This window comes from Novosphingobium sp., from assembly GCF_027486195.1.
GTDB lineage: Bacteria > Pseudomonadota > Alphaproteobacteria > Sphingomonadales > Sphingomonadaceae > Novosphingobium.
In genome coordinates this window covers 1-13981 of sequence record NZ_JAIXPP010000083.1, presented here as the reverse complement: position 1 = coordinate 13981, position 13981 = coordinate 1, and the positions used below count along the sequence as shown (strand labels likewise).

Annotated in this window: 15 protein-coding genes; 14 read left to right on the top strand and 1 reads right to left on the bottom strand. The window is 67.0% G+C overall.

What is annotated here, in order from left to right; translation table 11 throughout:
* Window positions 1-57 precede the first annotated feature (57 nt).
* The 4 genes from bchI to Q0071_RS15190 are packed head-to-tail and all read left to right on the top strand — an operon-like array spanning window position 58 to window position 3777.
* Window positions 58-1059, top strand: a complete 1002-nt coding sequence (gene bchI / locus Q0071_RS15205; protein ID WP_298171263.1) for a magnesium chelatase ATPase subunit I — start codon at window positions 58-60, stop codon at window positions 1057-1059.
* Complete coding sequence (locus Q0071_RS15200; RefSeq protein WP_298171260.1) at window positions 1056-2753, top strand: magnesium chelatase subunit D; 1698 nt, start codon at window positions 1056-1058, stop codon at window positions 2751-2753. Before bchI ends, Q0071_RS15200 begins: the two co-directional genes overlap by 4 nt.
* Window positions 2750-3625 carry an alpha/beta fold hydrolase BchO gene (gene bchO, locus Q0071_RS15195; RefSeq protein ID WP_298171257.1) on the top strand — a complete coding sequence of 292 codons (876 nt, stop codon included), beginning with the start codon at window positions 2750-2752 and terminating at the stop codon, window positions 3623-3625. The genes Q0071_RS15200 and bchO overlap by 4 nt, the downstream gene beginning before the upstream one ends.
* A gap of 14 nt (window positions 3626-3639) precedes the next feature.
* Complete coding sequence (locus Q0071_RS15190) at window positions 3640-3777, top strand: hypothetical protein (protein ID WP_298171255.1); 138 nt, start codon at window positions 3640-3642, stop codon at window positions 3775-3777.
* Between the two features lie 141 nt (window positions 3778-3918).
* On the opposite strand, the gene Q0071_RS15185 is transcribed toward Q0071_RS15190, so the two are convergent.
* Window positions 3919-5058 (bottom strand): hypothetical protein, encoded by a 1140-nt coding sequence (locus Q0071_RS15185; RefSeq protein ID WP_298171253.1) that lies wholly within the window; start codon window positions 5056-5058, stop codon window positions 3919-3921.
* Window positions 5059-5146: 88 nt separating this feature from the next.
* On the opposite strand from Q0071_RS15185, the gene Q0071_RS15180 reads away from it, so the two are divergent.
* The 10 genes from Q0071_RS15180 to pufM form a co-directional block, all read left to right on the top strand.
* A complete protein-coding gene (locus Q0071_RS15180) occupies window positions 5147-6319 on the top strand; it encodes a methyltransferase (protein ID WP_298171250.1) in 1173 nt (390 codons plus the stop codon).
* A 195-nt stretch (window positions 6320-6514) separates the two neighbouring features.
* Window positions 6515-7450, top strand: coding sequence for a chlorophyll synthesis pathway protein BchC (gene bchC, locus Q0071_RS15175; RefSeq protein WP_298171248.1), 936 nt, complete (start codon window positions 6515-6517; stop codon window positions 7448-7450).
* Window positions 7447-8442: a chlorophyllide a reductase iron protein subunit X gene (locus tag Q0071_RS15170; protein WP_298171246.1), complete on the top strand. Its 996-nt coding sequence runs from the start codon at window positions 7447-7449 to the stop codon at window positions 8440-8442. Before bchC ends, Q0071_RS15170 begins: the two co-directional genes overlap by 4 nt.
* Window positions 8443-8533: 91 nt before the next feature.
* Window positions 8534-9970, top strand: a complete 1437-nt coding sequence (gene bchY / locus Q0071_RS15165; RefSeq protein WP_298171265.1) for a chlorophyllide a reductase subunit Y — start codon at window positions 8534-8536, stop codon at window positions 9968-9970.
* Window positions 9967-10134: a hypothetical protein gene (locus tag Q0071_RS15160; RefSeq protein ID WP_298171244.1), complete on the top strand. Its 168-nt coding sequence runs from the start codon at window positions 9967-9969 to the stop codon at window positions 10132-10134. The genes bchY and Q0071_RS15160 overlap by 4 nt, the downstream gene beginning before the upstream one ends.
* Entirely contained in the window at window positions 10131-11576 is a 1446-nt protein-coding gene (gene bchZ / locus Q0071_RS15155; RefSeq protein WP_298171242.1) for a chlorophyllide a reductase subunit Z, read from the top strand. Before Q0071_RS15160 ends, bchZ begins: the two co-directional genes overlap by 4 nt.
* A gap of 124 nt (window positions 11577-11700) precedes the next feature.
* The gene (gene pufB, locus Q0071_RS15150; RefSeq protein WP_072383985.1) at window positions 11701-11853 is read left to right on the top strand and encodes a light-harvesting antenna LH1, beta subunit; all 153 of its coding nucleotides are present in this window, start codon (window positions 11701-11703) and stop codon (window positions 11851-11853) included.
* Between the two features lie 108 nt (window positions 11854-11961).
* On the top strand, window positions 11962-12141 hold the full coding sequence (gene pufA / locus Q0071_RS15145; RefSeq protein ID WP_298171240.1) for a light-harvesting antenna LH1, alpha subunit: 180 nt from the start codon (window positions 11962-11964) through the stop codon (window positions 12139-12141).
* 131 nt (window positions 12142-12272) lie between these two features.
* Window positions 12273-13097 carry a photosynthetic reaction center subunit L gene (gene pufL, locus Q0071_RS15140; RefSeq protein WP_298171238.1) on the top strand — a complete coding sequence of 275 codons (825 nt, stop codon included), beginning with the start codon at window positions 12273-12275 and terminating at the stop codon, window positions 13095-13097.
* Between the two features lie 13 nt (window positions 13098-13110).
* A partial coding sequence (gene pufM, locus Q0071_RS15135; RefSeq protein ID WP_298171236.1) for a photosynthetic reaction center subunit M occupies window positions 13111-13981 on the top strand: 871 nt, incomplete at its 3' end.

Sequence of the window (13981 nt, the reverse complement as noted above, 5' to 3'; positions counted from 1 at the left end):
TAGTCTTTCACAGCACACTTGCCGTTACAACCCGCATAGTCCAGATTGGTTGACACTATGAACCGCTTCCCCTTCTCCGCCATCGTCGCGCAAGACGAAATGAAGCAGGCCCTGCTGCTCGCCGCTGTCGACCCCGCTATCGGAGGCGTGATGGTCTTCGGCGATCGCGGGACCGGAAAATCGACGGCTGCGCGGGCACTTGCCGCGATTCTGCCGCCCATCGTGGCGGTGGAAGGCTGCCGCTTCGGCTGCGCGCCGACCGACGCGGGGACCTGTCCAGATCCCTGTACATCGAAGAAGACGGCGAAGCGGGCGGTGCCTTTCGTCGATCTGCCGCTGGGCGCGACGGAGGACCGCGTGATCGGCGCGCTCGATCTCGAACGCGCGCTGCGTTCGGGCGAAAAGCGCTTCGAGCCGGGGCTGCTGGCCAAGGCGCACCGGGGCTTTCTCTATATCGACGAGATCAACCTGCTGGAGGATCACCTCGTCGATCTGCTGCTCGATGTGGCGGCTTCGGGCGAGAACCTTGTCGAGCGCGAGGGGCTTTCGGTGCGGCACAAGGCAAAGTTCGTGCTGATCGGCAGCGGCAATCCGGAGGAAGGTGAGCTGCGCCCGCAGTTGCTCGACCGGTTCGGGCTATCGGTGGAAGTGCGCACGCCGCAAACGCTCGATGCGCGCGTGGAAATCATGCGCCGCTGCGCCGCGCATGAACGCGATGCGGCCGCCTTCGGCGAGGAATGGGCCCCGGCAGACGCCAAGATCGTGCGCCGCATTGCGCGGGGGCGGAGCCGGCTGCCCACGGTCGAGACGCCGGACGCAGTGCTCTATGACGCCTCGCGCCTGTGCATGGCCTGCCGCGCCGATGGCCTGCGCGGCGAACTCACCCTGATGCGCGCGGCGCGGGCGCAGGCCGCGCTGGAAGGGGCGGCCACGGTGCTGCGCAAACACGTGATCGCCGTCGCCCCGATGGCGCTGCGCCACCGCTTGCGCCGCGACGTGCTGGACGAGACCGGATCGACCACCCGCATCGAACGGGCGGTGGCCGAGGTCTTCGGATGACTCCCACCGCGTTGTCGGACTCCGGGCCCGCCGCAGAGGATGCGGCGCTGGCGCTGCGCGCCTTTGCGCTCTGGCCGGCGGGCTTCGGCGGGCTCTGGCTGCGCGGTCCCGGCCCGGCGCGCGATGCGCTGGTCGAGCGGCTGGGCCAGGCGGTGCACCTTCGGCGCATGCCCGCGCATATCGATGGCGAGCGGCTGCATGGCGGGATCGATCTCGCCGCCAGCCTTGCCGCCGGGCGCAGTATCTTGCGCTCAGGCTTTCTGGAGGAAGCGCGCGGCGGCGTGGTGATTGCGCCGCTGGCGGAGCGGATCACCGCATCGCTGGCCGGCAGCGTGGCACAGGCGCTGGACCATGCGGAAGCGGGCGAGCGTTTCGGCCTCGTGCTGCTCGATGACGGCGCGGAGCGGGACGAGGTTCCGCCGCTGAGCCTGACCGAGCGCGTGGCGTTCGCCTGCGAACTGGGAAACGCCGCACCGGGCGGACTGGCGCAGACCGAACTGCCCCAGCCGCTGGCTTCCCCCGCCGAGATCCCGGCCTGCAGCGCGGAAGGGCTGGAAGCGCTTGCCGCCGTTTCGCTGGCGCTTGGAGTCGATTCCGGACGGGCACTGCGGTTTGCCGCGCTCACTGCCGGGGCCAGCGCGCTGCTCGATGGGCGCGATTTTGTGCGCGAAAGCGATCTTGCGGCGGCGGCCCGGCTGGTGCTCGCCCCGCGCGCGACGCGCTTGCCGCCGCCCCCACCCGAGGATGAGGAGGAGGCCCCGCCCCCTCCCCCGCCGCCGCCTGAAAACGACGCCGATACCCCCGGCGACGAGGAACAGGAAGATAACAGGACGCCCGATCCGGACCAGCTTATCGAAGCGGCGGTGGCGGCCATTCCGCCCGGCCTGCTCGAAGCGCTGGCGGATGGTCGCACCCGGCGCGGCGCGGGGAGTGGCGGCGGGGCGCGGCATCTTTCGCCGCTGAGGGGCCGTCCGCTGGCCGCGCGGCAGGGCCTGCCGCGCGGCGGAGCGCGGCTGGCGCTGATCGATACGCTGCGGGCGGCTGTACCGTGGCAGGCGCTGCGGCGAGCGGAAGGCGAGGCGCGCGCGGGCCTGCGGATCATGAAGGACGATGTCCGCGTCCGCCGGTTCGAGGCGCGCAGCGCTTCGGTCACGATCTTTGCGGTCGATGCCTCGGGATCGGCAGCGTTTTCCCGGCTTGCCGAGGCCAAGGGCGCGGTCGAATTGCTGCTCGCGCAGGCTTATGTGAAACGCACGGAAGTTGCGCTCGTGGCGTTCCGGGGAAGCGATGCGCAGCTGCTGCTGCCGCCCACCCGCTCGCTGACCCGCGCGCGGCGGGCACTGACAGAGCTGCCGGGCGGCGGTGGCACTCCGCTTGCGGCGGGCCTCTCGCTGGTCTGCACGCTCGGCACCGGCCTCACGCGGCGGGGCTATACACCGCTGCTGGTGATCCTGACCGACGGGCGCGGCAATATCGCGCTCGATGGCAGCGCAAACCGGGCGGCAGCCACGGAAGATGCGATGAAAGCCGGGCGCGCGATTGCGGCGGCTGGCCTTGCCGGCGTGGTGATCGACATCTCGCCCCGCCCTCGCCCCGAAGCTTCAGCCGTCGCTGCGGCCATGCGCGCGCGCTATGTGCCGCTGCCGCAGGCCAATGCGGCCACGCTGAGCAAGGTGATCGGGGCGCTGACATGAGCAAGCCGCTCGTCTGGGAAACCGACGGCCGCGATTGGCCGCACCGCGCGGCGAGCCGGTTCGTGCAGGCGGGGCCCCTGACCTGGCACGTGCAGGAGATGGGGGAAGGCCCGGCGGTGGTGCTGCTCCACGGCACCGGCGCGGCAACCCACAGCTGGCGGCACCTGATGCCGCTGCTGGCCAGGGAACACCGCGTGATCGCGATGGACCTGCCCGGCCATGGCTTCACGCGCGGGCGGCCGGCGGGCGGACTGACGCTGCCCGGCATGGCGGCGGCGGTTACGGCGCTGCTGGACAAGCTGGAAGTTCGGCCCGAGCGGCTGATCGGCCACTCGGCAGGGGCGGCGATTGCGCTCAGAATGATCCGCGAGGGGTTCGCAGTGCCCGAGGTCATCGGCCTCAATGCCGCCCTCTCGCCGTTTCCCGGGTTTTTCGCGCCTTTATTTCAGGGGCTCGCGCGTGCGCTGGTGCTCAATCCGCTGGTGCCGCGCCTGTTTGCTGCCAGCGCGCGGACCTCAGGCGATACCGGGCGATTGCTTGTCCGCTCGACCGGTTCGCAGATCGAGGCCGATGGTGTGCGCTGCTACGCCATGCTGCTGGGCAACGCGCTGCATTGCCGGGGGGCGCTGGAGATGATGGCCGGGTGGGACCTTGCCGGGCTGCAGCGTGATTTTCCGGGGATCACCGTGCCGGTCCGCCTGATCCACGGCGCCAAGGATGCCGCCGTGCCGACCAGCTCGGTCGAGCAGGCGGCCAAACTGCTGCCGCAGGCCACGCTCAGCGTACTTGCAGGACTGGGCCACCTGGCGCACGAAGAGCGCGCGGATCTCGTTGCGGAGGCCATTGCCGCCACCGCGCCGGTACATGCTTGAGAGGGAGGCAGCGCGTGGCTCAGAACTTCGGTTGGATCGAGATGGTTGTCTTCGGCGGCATCGCGCTTTCGCTCGGCGTCTGGCAGCTTGTCTCCGTCAACCGCGAGATTGCCAGGGACAAGGCGAAGAAGGACGCGGCGCCGAAGGACTGATCAGCGGCGTTTCCATAACTCTCATCGTCACCCCCGCGCAGGCGGGGGGCCAGAGCGGTTGACGTTGTGGTTGCTGCTCTGGATTCCCGCCTTCGCGGGAATGACGAAAGTTGGTTTAACGGAATGGGAGTTAAGTTGCTCTCAGCGCCGCGCCCTCGGCATGCGGTGCGGGATCAGCTGCTGCACGATGGGCGAGCAGAAGCGGTCCAGCGACAGCGTTTCCTGCATCGCCACCACCGGCTCGCCATAGAGCCGCGCGTGGAGCGTCGAGCGGGTGTAGAAGGGCGAATCCTCCCAGGTGCGCCGAACCGTGGCATGGCCGCGATCCGCGCGGGTGAGGCGCTCCATCTGCCATAGCGTGTTGGGCAGCGGTGCGGTCGGCGGCAGTTCAGCTTCTTGCGGCACACCGGCAGAATCGAAGCGCAAGGCGCTGGCAAAGGTGGAGCCATCGCGGCGCTGGCCTTCGTAGAACACCGCAACATGCTTGCCGAGATGCGCGCGCGACCAGTGCCAGATGCGGAAGCCTTCCTCGAGCGACTCCGACCCGCGGTTCGAATCGAGATAGGCGCTGCCCTTCCAACTGAGTGCGGGCGCCTGCATCTCGACCGAGATCCGCGCGCGCGGGGCAAGGCAGTGCCACACATGCTTGCCCGCCGGATCGAGCGCGAACGCCTCGGTGTTGAGCATTTCGGGCCAGACCTTGATCTGCCCCGCCACGCGGCGGCGGAAGGGGTTCATGATCCGCTTGTCGACTTCCTCGATGTCGATGATCAGGCAGTCCCCCGCCCAGCGCACCGAACTCGGACCGATCGCGAACTGATCCGCCTCCGGCTTGACCGCGTGCTCGCCCCGCTCGGTCATCGTCCAGCGCGCCTTGGGACCATAGAGCGCGACGTTGAGCGCGCAGTGATCCAGCGGGTTTCCGCGGCCGGAACGCTTGAAATAGGGTGAGAACACGCTGCCGATAAAGGCGATCAGGGTGAGGCCGTGCTGCCCGTCATCACTCAGCGCATCGACATACCACCAGCTGTAGCCGCCCGGCGGCACCGGCGTATCGAAGCGGGGATGCGCATCACTGTCGCGGCTGCCGGGTGCGCGGACGAGGCGGTCATCCTCACCCCGGTTAAGCAGGGCCCAGGGATCGGGAGCGACCGGCGCGGGCGGCAGGGCGCCGTTCATCCGCGCGATGCCCTTCCACAGCGGTGGCCATTCTTCGGCCGTTTCCGGGCCACTGTCCTTGAACTTCAGCGCACCATCTGCGTGGGTTTCTCCTCGCCACATGGCTCAATCTCCCTTTCCCCACACGCGGGGCTTGCGAGGGATGATTGACGCATTGCCCCTAAATGTCCAATGTAATTGACATATGAATATGTCCAATCATCTGGATTTGCCCCAAAGGGCCGGGATCAGGGAACGCTGGATCGGCTGGCGCAACCGTCTTTTGACGAATCCCCGGTTCCAGCAATGGAGCGCGGCCTTCCCGCTGACTCGGCCGATCGTGCGCTCCCGCGCGCGGCGGGCCTTCGATCTGGTGGCCGGATTTGCCTATGCGCAGGTGCTTGCCGCCTGTGTCGAGGGCGGGTTGCTGGACCTTCTGGCCGAAGGCCCGTGCGACACGGCAACAGCGGCGAACCGCGCGGGGCTTGGCCTTCCCGCGACCGAGCGCCTGCTGCGCGCCGCCGCTTCGCTGGGCATTGCCGAATCGCTACCCGGCGGGCGCTGGACGCTGGGGATGGATGGCGCTGCGCTACAGTGCAATCCGGGCGCGCGAGCGATGATCCGGCACCATTCGCTGCTCTATGCCGACCTTGCCGATCCGTTGGCGCTGCTGCGCGCAGACCGCAAGGAGCCGACTGCGCTTTCGGATTTCTGGACTTATGCGCGGGCCAGCGCGACCGGCACCGTACCGCCCGGGCGGCAGGGCGATGCGGAAAACGCGCCGGCTGCAACTGCCTATTCCGCGCTGATGGCGGCCTCGCAGGCGATGGTCAGCGAACAGCTGGTCGCAGCCTACAAATTCAGCCGCCACAAGGCGATGCTCGATGTTGGCGGGGGCACGGGCGCCTTCGTGCGGGCAGTCGGCTCGGCAGCGCCCTCGCTGCGACTCGGCCTGTTCGATCTCCCCGATGTTGTTGCCGGTGCCGAAACTTCGCTGGGCCGCGACGCGCTGATCGCCCCCCGGCTGACCATGCACAAGGGCAGCTTCCTCCATGATCCGCTGCCCACGGGCTTTGATCTCATCACGCTCGTGCGGATCTTGCACGATCATGATGATGAACCGGCGCTGCGCCTGCTGCGCGCAGTGCGTGCGGCGCTTCCGCCCGGCGGAACGCTGCTGATCGGCGAGCCGATGGCCGGAGCCGCCGGCGGTGCGGCGATGGGCGATGCCTATTTCGGGCTTTACCTCTGGGCGATGGGATCGGGCCGCCCGCGCCGTCCTGATGAACTCGGCGCCATGCTGCGCAGCGCGGGATTCTCCAGCTGGCGCGGGCTTTCCACGCATCTTCCGCTGGTTTGCGGCGCGATTGTCGCCCGCGTCTGACGCGCGGCGCCCGATGGCGGGCAAGTTTCCACCAAAACGGACCACCGGCGCTCATGCACAGCTTGTCGCAAGGCCAACACAGACAAAAGTGTAGTGCCGAGTTGACACTTGTTGATGACAATGTAAGCTGACACTCGGAAAGCCCCCTAGACCGAACGGTACGCCGTCCGGGCCGGGGTGAGGGGAAATGTGGTCGTGGAAGCATTAGCGCTAATCATGGAGGCTCCGGAGCAACTGGCTCTCCGCCCCCTCGCGCTTGATGCGCCGACCGGCGCCGACGTGGTTGTCGAAGTCCGCTGGAGCGGCATCAGCACAGGCACCGAAAAGCTGCTCTGGACCGGGAAAATGCCGATGTTTCCGGGCATGGGTTATCCGCTCGTGCCGGGGTACGAATCGGTTGGCCGGGTTATTGATGCTGGTCGGGATGCCTGGGCGCGAATCGGTGATTGGGTCTTCGTTCCCGGCGCCAGCTGCTTCCGCGATGCGCGCGGCCTGTTCGGCGGCTCGGCTCGCCGCCTCGTTCTCCCATCGACCCGCGCACTGACCATAGACGAGTCGCTGCAGGCTGACGGCGTGCTCTTCGCCCTCGCCGCGACGGCGCTTCATGCGCTCGATGGCGGCACCCTGCCCGATCTCATCGTCGGCCACGGCGTGCTTGGCCGCCTGCTGGCCCGCATCACGATGGCGCTGGGCGCACCTGCCCCCACTGTCTGGGAAACCGATCCGCTCCGCACCGCCGGCGCCATCGGTTACACGGTCGTCGCGCCCGATGCCGATCCGCGCCGCGATTATCGCTCGATCTGCGATGCCAGCGGCGATTCGAACATTCTCGATACGCTGCTCTCGCGCCTGGCGCGCGGCGGCGAGATCAACCTTGCCGGGTTCTATTCGGACCGGCTGAACTTCGCCTTTCCGGTGGCCTTCCGCGCCGAGGCCCGCATTCGCGTGGCTGCAGAGTGGAGCCCCGGCGACCTCGACCGGACGCGCGATCTCGTTCGCGACGGCCGGCTCGACCTCAGCGGCCTGGTCACCGACGTTCGCCCTGCGAGCGAGGCGGCCGAGGCTTATCCTGCGGCCTTCACAGACCGCAACTGCCTGAAAATGGTTCTCGATTGGAGCAACTGCGCATGACGACTCTTGAAGCATCTGCGCGCGTCCAGGCCCTTCGCGACGAAGCCGCGATCGAACCCGACGCGATTGTACCTACCGAAGTGACCAAGGAAACGCAGATCATCGCGATCTACGGCAAGGGTGGCTCGGGCAAGAGCTTCGCGCTTTCCAACCTCAGCTACATGATGGCGCAGCAGGGCAAGCGCGTGCTGCTGATCGGCTGCGATCCCAAGTCCGATACAACCTCGCTGCTCTTTGGCGGCAAGAGCTGCCCGACGATCATCGAGACCTCCTCGCGCAAGAAGCTGGCGGGTGAGGAAGTGAAGATCGAGGACGTGTGCTTCCAGCGCGACGGCGTTTTTGCAATGGAGCTCGGCGGACCTGAAGTCGGCCGTGGTTGCGGCGGGCGCGGTATCATCCACGGTTTCGAACTGCTCGAGAAGCTGGGCTTCCACGAGTGGGGCTTCGATTACGTGCTGCTCGATTTCCTCGGCGACGTGGTCTGCGGCGGCTTCGGCCTGCCGATCGCGCGCGACATGTGCCAGAAGGTCATCGTCGTCGGCTCGAACGACCTGCAGTCGCTCTACGTCGCTAACAACGTCTGCAAGGCGGTCGAGTATTTCCGCTCGATGGGCGGCAATGTCGGCGTCGCGGGCATGATCATCAACAAGGACGACGGCACCGGCGAGGCGAAGGCCTTTGCCGAGGCAGTCGATATCCCGGTGCTCTGCGCGATCCCGGCGGACGAGGACATTCGCCGCAAGTCCGCCAATTACCAGATCATCGGCCGGCCTGACACGCAGTGGGGCAGCCTGTTCGAGGAACTGGCCGAGAACGTCGCCACCGCCCCGCCGCGCCGGCCCAAGCCGCTCGACCAGGACGGCCTGCTCGGCCTGTTCTCGCCCGAGGAAACCGGCGGCAACGTCTCGCTGGTGCCCGCAACCCAGGCCGACATGCGCGGCGGCACGTTCGAAGCAAAGGCATCGCTGGAGGTCGTCTACGATGACATCTGACGCGCGCCCCCCTGCTGACCGTATCGACGCCACACCGGACGCGCTCGTCCCGGCGGGCGACGGGGGCGGCTGCCATGGCGGCACGGACCGGATGCGCGAGGCGGCCCGCGCCGCAGGCAAGAGCGAAGTGCTCGATCGCTATGCCGCCGACTATCCGGTCGGCCCGCACGATCAGCCCCAATCGATGTGCCCCGCGTTCGGTTCGCTGCGCGTGGGCCTGCGCATGCGGCGCACCGCAAGCGTGCTCTCGGGCTCGGCCTGCTGCGTCTATGGCCTCACCTTCACCTCGCACTTCTACGGCGCGCGGCGCAGCGTGGGCTATGTTCCGTTCAATTCGGAGACGCTCGTCACCGGCAAGCTCTTTGAAGATATCAAGGAAGCGGTCGAGAACCTCGCCGATCCCGAGCACTACGATGCGATCGTGGTCACCAACCTCTGCGTGCCCACGGCCAGCGGCGTTCCGCTCCGTCTGCTGGGCAAGGAAATCAACGGCGTCCGGATCATCGGCATCGATGTCCCCGGTTTCGGCATTCCGACTCACGCCGAAGCCAAGGACGTGCTCGCCGGAGCCATGCTCGCTTACGCCCGCAGCGAGGCTGAAGCAGGCCCGGTGAGCGCGCCCCAGACGCGGCCCGACAAGCCGACCGTAACCCTGCTTGGCGAGATGTTCCCGGTCGATCCGATGGGCATTGCCCAGATGCTCGAACCGATGGGCCTGGCTGCCGGCCCTGTCGTGCCGACCCGCGAATGGCGCGAGCTCTATGCCGCGCTTGATTGCGCCGTCGTTGCCGCGATCCACCCCTTCTACACCGCCAGCGTGCGCGAATTCGAAGCTGCCGGGCGCACCGTCGTCGGCTCGGCGCCGGTTGGCCGCGATGGCACTGCCGACTGGCTGGCCGCGATCGGCCAGGCCTGCGGCGTAAAGGCCGATCTTGTCGCCGCCGCGCAGAACCGCATCCTGCCCGCGATCACCGCAGCGCTTGCGGCCCGCCCGATCAAGGGCCGGATCACCGTTTCGGGCTATGAAGGCTCGGAACTGCTGGTCGCCCGCCTGCTGATCGAAAGCGGCGCGGACGTCCGCTACGTCGGCACTGCCTGCCCGCGCACGGTGTGGTCCGATCCCGATCGCGAGTGGCTCCAGGCCCGCGGCGTGAAAGTGCAGTATCGCGCCAGCCTTGAGCAGGACATCGCGGCGGTCGAGGAATTCCGCCCCGATCTCGCCATCGGGACGACGCCGGTGGTGCAGCATGCCAAGCAGATGGCGATCCCGGCGCTCTATTTCACCAACCTCATCTCGGCCCGGCCGCTGATGGGCCCGGCGGGCGCAGGTAGCCTGGCCATGGTGGTCAACACCGCCATCGCCGGCAAGGCGCGCTTCGATCGCATGGCCGCCTTCTTCGACGGCGTCGGCACCGGGCACGCCACTGGTGTCTGGGAAGATACCCCGCAGGACCGCCCAAGCTTCAAGAAGAAGTACGCGGCATTGAACGAGGCTGCCCGCAAGGCGGCCGAGGCGGTGGGCTCATGATCTTCCTCATCTCCTACGGCGACCAGCGCCTCGCCATCACTGTGCAGCCCGCGCGGCAGTCGGCCGTTCAGCCATCAAGCCCGCCCACCGACGAAACGTCGGTGCTGCTGTTCGGCCATAGCCTGGGCAAGGCCCTGAGCCAGATGTTCGGAGCGCGCGCATGACGCTGATCATCGATCATGATCGGGCCGGCGGCTATTGGGGCGCGGTCTACGTCTTTACGGCGGTCAAGGGCCTGCAGGTCATCATCGATGGCCCGGTGGGCTGCGAGAACCTGCCGGTCACCTCGGTGCTGCACTACACCGATGGCCTGCCGCCGCATGAACTGCCCATCGTCGTGACCGGCCTGGGCGAGGAAGAGCTCGGCAAGACCGGCACCGAAGCCGCCATGCGCCGCGCCTGGAAGACGCTCGACCCGGATCTCCCGGCGGTCGTCGTCACCGGCTCCATCGCCGAGATGATCGGCGGCGGCGTGACGCCCGGCGGCACCAATATCAAGCGCTTCCTGCCGCGCACGATCGACGAGGATCAGTGGCAATCGGCCGACCGCGCGCTGAGCTGGCTGTGGACCGAGTTCGGCCCCAAGGCGATGCCCGCCCCCAAGGCGCGCAAGGAAGGCGAAAAGCCCCGCGTCAACATCATCGGCCCGGCCTACGGCATGTTCAACATGGCCTCGGACCTTGCCGAAGTGCGCCGCCTGATCGAAGGCATCGGTGCCGAGGTGAACGTGGTGTTCCCGCTGGGCTGCCATCTTGCCGATATCCGCAAGCTGGCGGATGCCGACGCGAACGTCTGCCTCTACCGCGAGTTCGGGCGGAACCTGTGCGAAGTGCTTGAGCGGCCCTACTTCCAGGCGCCGGTAGGCCTTACGTCGACCACCCGCTTCCTCGAAGCGCTGGGCGCATCGCTGGGTCTTGATCCCGAGCCGTTCATCACGCGCGAGAAGCACACCACGATCAAGCCGCTATGGGACTTGTGGCGTTCGGTCACGCAGGACTTCTTCGGCACGGCGAGCTTCGGCATCGTCGCGAACGAGACCTACACGCGCGGAATCCGCCATTTCCTCGAAGAGGACATGGGCCTGCCCTGCGCCTTCGCCTTCTCGCGCAGTGCAGGCGTGAAGCCGAAGAACGAGGACGTGCGCGATGCGATCCGCGCCGGCGCGCCGATGGTCGTGTTCGGCAGCTATAATGAGCGGATGTACCTCGCCGAATGCGGCGCGCGCAGCATCTACATCCCGGCGAGCTTCCCGGGTGCAGCGATCCGCCGCCACCCCGGCACGCCCTTCATGGGCTATTCGGGTGCGACTTACCTGATCCAGGAAGTGTGCAACGCGCTGTTCGATGCGCTGTTCCACATCCTCCCGCTGGCCACCCAGCTCGATGCGGTGCCCGCCACGCCGGCGCGGCTCCACCGCGAGCTGCCGTGGAGTGACGAGGCCAAGGCGCGGCTCGACGAACTCGTCGAAGCACAGCCGGTCCTCATCCGCATCTCCTTTGCCAAGCGCCTGCGCGACGCGGCTGAAGCCGCCGCGCGCCGCGAAGGCGAAAGCATCGTCAGCCCCGACAGGCTGGCAGATGCGCTGCTCGGTGCTTCCGCACCATGAGCCGCGCGCACGAAATGACCCGCGCCAACGCGGGCACCACCATTCCCTCGGTTTCGGCCGTTGGAATATCGCCGGGGGGCGATCGCCGCCTCTCGCTTTGCACGTCAATACTGGAGATGCAGAAATGAGCGATGATCGCCTTGGGCTCAGGACCTACCTGACCCCCGAAGAAGCCAAGGAATTCCACAAGCTGTTCATGAGCAGCTTCCTCGGCTTCACCGCAGTTGCCGTGGTTGCCCACGCGCTCGTGTGGTCGTGGCGTCCCTGGATTTCGTAAGAAATCCACCGACACAACTACCGCGTTTGGCCGCAACGGCCACCCGGCCTTTTCTTGGCCGAACATGTACGACCGCGCCCAGATGGCGCATTCACAAGGACAGATACCATGTGGAGAGTCTGGCTTATTTTCGATCCGCGCAGGGCCCTGGTGGCTCTTGCTGCCTTCCTGTTTGTGCTGGCAATCGTGATTCACTTCATCCTGCTCAGCACGCCTCGCTTCAACTGGCTCGACGGCCCGCACACTGCGGCCCCGGCAGCCGCAGCCGCTGGCGCGGCCGCACCCTGACCACCTGCAAGGCAAGAGGCGGCATCCCACCCATCTGATGGGGGACATGCCGCCTCCGGCACTGCCGGGGGGAACCGGTTGATTTTCCATGTACTTGTGCCCGCCAGGCTTGGGCGGGGGAGGATAGAGCTATGGCGCTCCTCAGTTTCGAGCGAAAGTATCGCGTGCGCGGAGGCACGTTGATCGGCGGGGACCTTTTCGACTTTTGGGTCGGCCCGTTCTACGTTGGCTTTTTCGGAGTGATCACGGCGATCTTCGCCTCACTCGGAACGGCTCTCATCTTCTACTGCGCCTCACAAGGCGGCACGTGGAACCCGTGGCTGATCTCGATCGCGCCGCCGGATCTCAAATACGGCCTCGGCCTTGCACCCTTGAGCGAGGGAGGCTTCTGGCAGGTGATCACGGTCTGTGCGATCGTATCGTTCACATCGTGGGCGCTGCGTGAGGTCGAAATCTGCCGCAAGCTCGGCATGGGCTATCATGTGCCCATCGCCTTCGGCTTCGCGATCTTCGCCTACGTTTCGCTGGTGGTGATCCGTCCGGTCTTGCTGGGTGCCTGGCACTTCGGCTTCCCCTACGGGATCTTCAGCCACCTCGATTGGGTGTCGAACACCGGCTACCAGTACCTGCACTTCCACTACAATCCGGCGCACATGCTGGCGGTGAGCTTCTTCTTCACCACCTGCCTCGCGCTGGCATTGCACGGCGCGCTGGTGCTGTCTGCGGTCAACCCCAAGGAGGGCGAGACCGTCAAGACTCCGGAATACGAAGACACCTTCTTCCGCGATCTGATCGGTTACTCGATCGGCACCCTGGGCATCCACCGCCTGGGCCTGCTGCTGGCGCTCAACGCCGGCTTCTGGAGCGCGGTCTGCATCATCATCAGCGGCCCGCTGTGGACCAAGGGCTGGCCGGAATGGTGGAACTGGTGGCTCAACCTGCCGATCTGGTCGTGAAGGAGGACTAGCCATGGCTTACCAGAATATCTTCACCCAGGTTCAGCTCAGTCATGCCCCCGAAATGGGCATAGAGATGAAGCCCGGCAGTGATCCGCGCGGCACCGCCGTCGGTTTCAACCACCTCTTCGGCCGCTTCGGTCAGGCCCAGCTCGGCCCGATCTACCTCGGCTGGACGGGACTCCTTGCTCTCCTGTGCGGGTTCACCGCGTTCGAGATCATCGGTCTCAACATGATGGCTTCGGTCAACTGGGATCCCATCCAGTTCGTCCGCATGCTGCCCTGGCTCAGCCTCGAGCCGCCGGGGCCGGAATACGGCTTCTCGCCCATCGTCCCGCTCGCCAAGGGCGGCTGGTGGATCCTCGCCGGCATGTTCCTGACGCTTTCGGTCCTGCTCTGGGCGATTCGCACCTACCGCCGGGCCCGCGCGCTTGGCATGGGTACCCACGTGTTCTGGGCGTTCATGTCGGCGATCTGGCTGTACCTCGTGCTCGGCTTCATCCGGCCCGCCTTCATGGGCAGCTGGTCTGAAGCGGTGCCCTTCGGCATCTTTCCGCATCTCGATTGGACCGCCGCGTTCTCGATCCGCTATGGCAACCTGTTCTACAATCCGTTCCACGCCCTCTCGATCGCCTTCCTCTATGGCTCGACCCTGCTCTTCGCGATGCACGGCGCAACCATCCTGGCAGTCGGCCGCTACGGCGGCGAGCGCGAGATCGAACAGATCACCGATCGCGGTACTGCATCGGAGCGTGCGGCCCTGTTCTGGCGCTGGACCATGGGCTTCAACGCCACGATGGAATCGATCCACCGCTGGGCCTGGTGGTTTGCCGTGCTCACCACCCTCACGGGCGGCATCGGCATCCTCCTCACCGGCACCGTTG

Coding starts and splice junctions, on each gene's coding strand:
- bchI (WP_298171263.1), top strand. CDS start 58: ATGAACCGCTTCCCCTTCTCCGCCATCGTCGCGCAAGACGAAATGAAG.
- Q0071_RS15200 (WP_298171260.1), top strand. CDS start 1,056: ATGACTCCCACCGCGTTGTCGGACTCCGGGCCCGCCGCAGAGGATGCG.
- bchO (WP_298171257.1), top strand. CDS start 2,750: ATGAGCAAGCCGCTCGTCTGGGAAACCGACGGCCGCGATTGGCCGCAC.
- Q0071_RS15185 (WP_298171253.1), bottom strand. CDS start 5,058: ATGTGGCGAGGAGAAACCCACGCAGATGGTGCGCTGAAGTTCAAGGAC.
- Q0071_RS15180 (WP_298171250.1), top strand. CDS start 5,147: ATGTCCAATCATCTGGATTTGCCCCAAAGGGCCGGGATCAGGGAACGC.
- Q0071_RS15170 (WP_298171246.1), top strand. CDS start 7,447: ATGACGACTCTTGAAGCATCTGCGCGCGTCCAGGCCCTTCGCGACGAA.
- bchY (WP_298171265.1), top strand. CDS start 8,534: ATGCGCGAGGCGGCCCGCGCCGCAGGCAAGAGCGAAGTGCTCGATCGC.
- Q0071_RS15160 (WP_298171244.1), top strand. CDS start 9,967: ATGATCTTCCTCATCTCCTACGGCGACCAGCGCCTCGCCATCACTGTG.
- bchZ (WP_298171242.1), top strand. CDS start 10,131: ATGACGCTGATCATCGATCATGATCGGGCCGGCGGCTATTGGGGCGCG.
- pufB (WP_072383985.1), top strand. CDS start 11,701: ATGAGCGATGATCGCCTTGGGCTCAGGACCTACCTGACCCCCGAAGAA.
- pufA (WP_298171240.1), top strand. CDS start 11,962: ATGTGGAGAGTCTGGCTTATTTTCGATCCGCGCAGGGCCCTGGTGGCT.
- pufL (WP_298171238.1), top strand. CDS start 12,273: ATGGCGCTCCTCAGTTTCGAGCGAAAGTATCGCGTGCGCGGAGGCACG.